The sequence below is a fragment of the Novosphingobium aerophilum genome (assembly GCF_014230305.1).
Classification (GTDB): Bacteria; Pseudomonadota; Alphaproteobacteria; order Sphingomonadales; family Sphingomonadaceae; genus Novosphingobium; species Novosphingobium aerophilum.
This window is the reverse complement of record NZ_JACLAU010000072.1, coordinates 1-6,410: the sequence shown is the minus strand read 5'-3', so window position 1 is coordinate 6,410 and position 6,410 is coordinate 1. Positions and strand designations below refer to the sequence as shown.

General features: G+C 69.2%; 6 protein-coding genes. 3 read left to right on the top strand and 3 right to left on the bottom strand.

The annotated features are described in order from the left end of the window. Positions 1–270: 270 nt before the first annotated feature. A complete protein-coding gene (locus tag H7F49_RS18605) occupies positions 271–1,194 on the bottom strand; it encodes a hypothetical protein (protein WP_185685062.1) in 924 nt (307 codons plus the stop codon). Positions 1,195–1,302: 108 nt separating this feature from the next. Here H7F49_RS18605 and H7F49_RS18600 point away from each other — a divergent pair, with 108 nt between their 5' ends. Together H7F49_RS18600 and H7F49_RS18595 are read left to right on the top strand one after the other, a co-directional pair. Then, complete coding sequence (locus H7F49_RS18600) at positions 1,303–2,223, top strand: retropepsin-like aspartic protease (RefSeq protein WP_185685061.1); 921 nt, start codon at positions 1,303–1,305, stop codon at positions 2,221–2,223. Positions 2,224–2,279: 56 nt separating this feature from the next. After that, positions 2,280–4,136: an ABCB family ABC transporter ATP-binding protein/permease gene (locus H7F49_RS18595; RefSeq protein ID WP_185685060.1), complete on the top strand. Its 1,857-nt coding sequence runs from the start codon at positions 2,280–2,282 to the stop codon at positions 4,134–4,136. Positions 4,137–4,146: 10 nt separating this feature from the next. Here H7F49_RS18595 and H7F49_RS18590 read toward each other — a convergent pair whose 3' ends face one another. Together H7F49_RS18590 and H7F49_RS18585 are read right to left on the bottom strand one after the other, a co-directional pair. Beyond that, positions 4,147–4,536 (bottom strand): MGMT family protein, encoded by a 390-nt coding sequence (locus tag H7F49_RS18590; RefSeq protein ID WP_185685059.1) that lies wholly within the window; start codon positions 4,534–4,536, stop codon positions 4,147–4,149. Between the two features lie 131 nt (positions 4,537–4,667). After that, positions 4,668–5,537 carry a L,D-transpeptidase family protein gene (locus H7F49_RS18585; protein ID WP_185685058.1) on the bottom strand — a complete coding sequence of 290 codons (870 nt, stop codon included), beginning with the start codon at positions 5,535–5,537 and terminating at the stop codon, positions 4,668–4,670. 208 nt (positions 5,538–5,745) lie between these two features. Between H7F49_RS18585 and H7F49_RS18580 the strand changes: the two genes are divergently transcribed. After that, positions 5,746–6,090 (top strand): hypothetical protein, encoded by a 345-nt coding sequence (locus H7F49_RS18580; protein WP_185685063.1) that lies wholly within the window; start codon positions 5,746–5,748, stop codon positions 6,088–6,090. Positions 6,091–6,410: the final 320 nt, after the last annotated feature.

The following is a 6,410-nucleotide window of genomic DNA, read 5'->3' as shown; positions in this document are numbered from 1 at the left end:
GCGGAAAACCCTTCAAACTCGCCATGATCGCAACCGTGCGGAAGCTCATCTCCATCCTCAATGCCATCGCCCGCGATGACCCGGCATTCCAAACACCATCCACGGTTGCTTGACCCGGGACCGGGCTGTTCTTCCCCAGCCATCACCACCCAAGCCCTGCCCCGGCTCAAGCCCGGGGCGACGATAAAGGGGGGGGCGTTTGCTCTGTGTGGAAAGAATCTGGATGTCTGATTCCGGGTGCAACCAGCCGTTCGAACCTGTCCTCGGCGCCTAGCCCCGCAGCGCGGCGATCGCAGCCAGGGCAGTGCGGCGGTAGAGACCCCGGGCAAAGCGGAAGGTGCCGACGAAGTGGACAAAGGCCGCGCCGTCCACATTCGGCTCGCCCCAATAGTTGCGGTAGCGATCGTGGCACAGCACCAGGGGATCGGGCTCGTTCGCCACGACAAAGCTCGAGGTGACCTGCTCGGTCCCCCATTCGGCCCAGCGCGCGGGGCCGAGCAGGCCTTGTGCGGCGGCGGAGAAGGTCTCGGCCAGGGCCCGGCCCGAGGGATCGGGCGCGAAGCCGGCAAAGCCCGAACAGCCGCGGACATAGCGCAGCCCGGTCCGCCCCGGAATGGCGATGCGGTCGATCGTCCGTTCCAGCGCCTCCTGCACGTGCAGGCGGGCCGGAGCCGGGTGGGCATTGGCACGCGCCGCGATCTCGGCAAGGGGCAGCAGCGCGGCATCGCCGCCGCCGGCCAGGGTGAAACTGCGTCCCGCCGCGATCGCCGCGGACACGTCAGGCAGGGGCGCGGTGGTGACCGTGTCGGAATCGAGCTGGATCACATAGGCCTCGCGCCGCAGGTCGAGGATGGTGAGCAGGCGCTCCCAGGTGCCGCCCCGCGGGCAGGGTCCGGTGTCGACCCCTTGGATCGGGCGGATCTCGGGGCCGCCAAGCTGGGCAGCGAGGATGGCCCGGTCAGCGGCGGTCAGCGAGCCATCGTCGAGGATCACGATCCGACCCCGACCCAGCTGGGCGTGAAGGGACTTGATCGCCACCAGATAGGGCAGCAGCACGCGGGTGCCGATCATCGAGAAGAGGATGACCCCGTCATCGCGCGGGATGACCGGCGGGGTGGCCAGAACGGCCCGCACCGCCCGGGTGAACCGGCGTTCGCGCAGCTTGCGGATCACGCGGGAGACAAGGTCTGGCATGGTCCCGCGACCTAGCAGCGCGGCGTTAAGAAAAGCCGAAGTGAACCTCGGTGCCGTGGCGTGCCGACCACACCCATGGTAGTCTTGCCCTCCGCCTGGAGAACACCGATGAACCCCCTCTTGCTTGCCGTTCCGCTTGCCGCCGCCGTGATTGGCCTGCCGGTGATCCAGGCCGGCGCCGCGCAGGACGGCGCCGACACCGAAGTGATCGCCGCGGGCAGCGACGGCAATGCCCGGATGACCGTGCCGGTGCGGATCGGCGGGGCCGGGCCCTTCCGCTTCCTGCTCGACACCGGGGCCCAGAACACCGTGGTCAGCCGCGATCTGGCCACCCGGCTCAACCTGCCCGCCGACCGCAATGCGACGCTGGTCGGTGTGGCCGGAACCCTTGCGGTGCAGACCGTGCTGCTCGACGAGATCGGGCTGGGCCGGCGCAGCTACTACGGCCTGACCGCGCCGGTGCTGGAGCAGCGGCACATCGGCGCGGACGGGATCGTCGGGCTCGACAGCCTGCAGGATCAGCGCGTCTTGCTGGACTTCCGCAAGAACCTGATCGCGGTAAGCGACGCCAAGAGCCTGGGCGGCAACCTGGGCTACGAGATCGTGGTCACGGCGCGCAGCCGGTCGGGCCAGCTGATCATGACCGACGCCGTGGTCGACGGGATCCGCACCGCCGTGGTGATCGATACCGGCGCCGAAGGCTCGATCGGCAATCTGGCGCTGATGCAGGCGATGGGGCGCAAGGGCATGCTGCCCGAGCAGACCCGGCTGGACAGCGTCACCGGCCAGAGCCTGACCGCCGACATGCTGCTGGCGCGGCGGCTGCAGATCCAGCAGTTGTTCCTGGAGAATGTGGCGATCGCCTTCGCCGATGCCCCGGCCTTCCGCCACCTCAGGCTGGACCGCAAGCCGGCCATCCTGCTGGGCATGCGCGAACTCAAGGCCTTCCGGCGCGTGGCGATCGACTTCCCGACGCGCCGGGTCCTGTTCGACCTGCCGAGCGAGCACGCCTCTCCGCTCTCGTGGTAGGCGCCCGGGAATCGCGGCGCTTGTGACATCCGGCGGGTGGCCTACATAGGCGGTCGATGCCACCCGAAACCCCCCGCCCCGCCGACGGTAACCGCCACGATGCCAGCCGCCATGATGGCTGGGGGACGCTGCGCCGCTTCCTGCCGTACCTGTGGCCGGCGGACAATCCCGCGCTGCGCCGGCGAATCGTGGGGGCCAGCCTGCTGATCCTCACCGCCAAGGCGACGACCCTCGCCCTGCCTTACGCCTACAAGCGCGCGATCGATGCGATGAGTGGCCCGGGCCTGGCCCAACACGGCCTGAATGGCAGCGCCTACACGGTCGCGCTGGCCTTCGTCCTGGCCTATGCGCTGGGCCGGTTCGGCAGCGTGGCCTTCGACAACCTGCGCAACATCGTGTTCGAGCGGGTCGGCCAGGACGCCACCCGCGCCTTGGCCGAAGACGTGTTCGGCCGGCTGCACAAGCTGTCGCTGCGCTTCCACCTCGCCCGCCGCACCGGCGAGGTGACCAAGACGATCGAGCGCGGGACCAAGAGCATCGACGTGATGCTCTATTTCCTGCTGTTCAACATCGCCCCCACCGTGATCGAGCTCGCGGCGGTGGCGGTGATCTTCTACGTCAGCTTCGGCTGGCCGCTGGTCGCCGCGACGGCGCTGGCCATCGCGCTCTATGCCTGGGCGACCCGTACCATCACCGAATGGCGCAACGCCCTGCGAGAAAAGATGAACCGGCTCGACGGCCAAGCCATGGCCCGCGCGGTCGACAGCCTGCTCAATTACGAGACGGTCAAGTACTTCGGGGCCGAGGCGCGCGAAGAGGCGCGCTATGCTCAGGCCACGCGCGCCTATGCCGAAGCGGCGGTGAAGAGCGAGAACTCGCTGGGGCTGCTCAACATCGCGCAGGCGCTGATCGTCAACCTGCTGATGGCGGGCGCCATGGCCTACACCGTGTGGGGCTGGTCGCAGGGCCGGCTCACCGTGGGCGATGTGGTCTTCGTCAACACCTACCTGACCCAGCTGTTCCGTCCGCTCGACATGCTGGGCATGGTCTACCGCACGATCCGCCAGGGGCTGATCGACATGGCCGCGATGTTCCGCCTGATGGACGAGCCGCAGGAAGTGGCCGATGCGCCCGGTGCCCCGGCGCTGGTGGTGCGGCGCCCCGCCGTGGCCTTCGACAACGTGGTCTTCGGCTATGAGCCCGACCGCACGATCCTCCACGGCCTCAGCCTGGAGATCCTCGCCGGGCACAAGGTGGCGATCGTCGGGCCATCGGGCGCGGGCAAGAGCACGATCGCGCGGCTGCTGTTCCGCTTCTACGATCCGCAAGGCGGGCGCGTGCTGATCGACGGGCAGGACATCCGCCAGATCACCCAGACCTCCCTGCGCGCCGCGCTCGGCATCGTCCCCCAGGATTCGGTGCTGTTCAACGACACCATCGGTTACAACATCGCCTATGGCCGCGATGGCGCCGGCCCGACCGAGATCGAGGCCGCCGCCCGCGCTGCAGCGCTGATGCCACTGATCGAACGCCTGCCCCAGGGGTTCGAAACCGAAGTGGGCGAACGCGGTCTCAAGCTGTCGGGCGGGGAAAAGCAGCGCGTCGCGATCGCGCGCACCCTGGTGAAGAACCCACCGATCCTGCTGCTCGACGAGGCGACCAGCGCGCTCGACACCCGCACCGAGCAGGACATCCTGGCGACGCTCCATGCCGTGGCGCAGGACCGCACGACGATCTCAATCGCCCACCGCCTGTCGACCATCGCCGACGCCGACACGATCTTCGTGCTCGACCAGGGCCGGCTCGCCGAAAGCGGAACCCATGCCGCGCTGCTGCGGCACGAAGGGCTCTACGCCGAAATGTGGGCGCGCCAGGCGGCCGAAAAGGAAGCGCTGGACGTGGCGGCGGAGTGAGCGCCGCCCCTCACCCGCCGGTGGGGCGATCCTGGCGCCGTTGCACCGGCACGCCATGGGGCAGCCCGCCGACCGGACAGCGATGTGCCGCCAGATTGGCAATGACCCCGGCGGCGGTTACCGCCACCCCCTCCGCCCGCAGCAGATCAGCCTGGCTGGCGCCAAGGGCATCGCCGGCCCCGCGCCGCAACCGGCCATTCTCCGGCACCGCCCGATGCCAGGGTGTCCCAAGCTGCTCCGCCGGAGCGAGCATGGCGAGGATGTAGGCGACATGGCGCGGCATCACGTCAAGATGCCCTCCCACGTCCGCGAAGGTCACCAGCGCCCCCGGAGGGACGGACCGGACGATGGCCAGCACATCGGCCTGGATCCGGGCAAAGGCCGGACTGCGCGCTTTCATTCTCCGGCCAGCCTCGCCCGATGATGCGTCAATGCCCAAGCCCTGCCCGCTCCGCCTGGACTGCACCAGCTGGACGATCGGTCGCCCGACACCCGTCGTCCTTTCCCTTCCGCCGCTGCTCCCAGCCCCGCCTAAATCACGTTGAAGCAATCCACCCCTGCCGCCTTGAGCTGCGCGCACGAGGCATGGGCGCCGGGGCCGGAGGCGCGCAGGCGGAAGAAGCGGCGGGCGCCGACCGTGGCGGGAATGATCGCCTTGCTGAACCGGCCGAGCTCGGCATGGCGACCGACGAGCAGGGTCCAGTGGGCTTCGGCCTCGGCGGGCGAGAGCGCCGCGGCCAACTGGATCGTTTGTGCGGAACCCGGGCCCTGCGGCAGGGCCGACCCCGGCAGGGCTGGCGCAGCCGCGAGGACCGGCGCGCTTGCCGGCGCCGGACGGGCGGGAGAACCGGCAGGGGCCGCCGGCCATGCCAGCGCCAACTGGCGTGCCTGCTCGGCCGACCGGACCGGCTGGTTGAGGACGACCACGGTGGTGTCGCGAGTGCTGGTCAGCTCGAACAGGGCGCGGGCCACGCCGAAGGGCACGCGGATGCAGCCGTGCGAGGCGGGGTAGCCCGGCAGGCGCCCGGCGTGAATCGCGATCCCGCCCCGGGTCAGGCGCTGCATGAAGGGCATCGGCGCGTTGCTGTAGAGGTTGGAGCGGTGATAGCGCCGCTTCTCGAGGATCGGGAAGACTCCGGCCGGGGTGCGGTGGCCCGGGCGCCCGGTCGAGACCGGCGAGGCCAGCCACGGTTCCCCGTCGCGGAACACCTGCATGCGCTGCGAGGCCTTGCTGACCACGATCAGGACCCCGGCATCGAGCGCCTGCGCGATCGTCGGCCGCCTCGGCCCGGGTGCCGCCCTTTCCGGCCCCGCTTCTCCTGGAGCAGACGGCGCGGACAGGGCGGCAGGCTCACCCGCGAAAGCCTGCAGGGACGAGTCGGAGCGGGCATCGCTGGCCATGAAGACCAACGAAATCAAAGTCGCCGACAGTGCCACCTGCCTGAAAATCGACCGTCCCCGCCCAGCTTTTCGTGTTAACTATCTAAGCCCCTGTCCGGAAACGGCCAATCCCGTTCTCCCGCCGCCGGGGTTAATCTTTGTAAGCGACACCGGGCTGGACGGCGGCGGCCGGGCGGTGCAGCATGGTTGTTCAACCACAGGCACGCCCATGGCCCGCAAGCATTCCCGCCACGACCGCAATTTCGATGCCCCGGATGATGGCGACGAGACCGAGGCCCCGCCGCCCCCGCCCTGCTGGCTGTGCGGGCGGCCGACCGGACAGACCGTGGTCTGGCATCATCCCGTGCCGAAAAGCCGTGGTGGGCGCGATGTGGTGCCGATGCACCCGATCTGCCAGCAGACCCTGATCGCCAACTTCACCAATTCCGAGCTGCAGCGTTACGGCCTGGATGTGGAGGGCCTGCTGCTCAACCCCGCCGTCCGCAAGTTCGTCGACTGGGTGGCGAACAAGGACCCGGACTTCACCGCGCCGATCACGAAGAAGAAGCGCTGAGCGGGGCGGCGGCGAGCCAGTGCCGCCGCTGTTTCCGTGTCCCTGAAACAGCGGTCAGACCGCGTGGACAAATGCGGCACCGATGGGACGGACCGGGATGGGTTGGGGAGCGGACGTTGGACTGAAACACGCAGAGGCCGCCCACAACGCATTCGCACACCCGCAAAATGGCCCACCCCTAAAGCTGTCGTCATCCCGGGCTTGTGTGGACGAGATGTGCTTTATTGGTTGCATCGGCCGGGATGCGCATCCCGGCCGATGCGGGCAGGAGGCCGATGTATCGGACTGGTTGCACAGCCGAGGTCAAGCAAGGCCCTGTC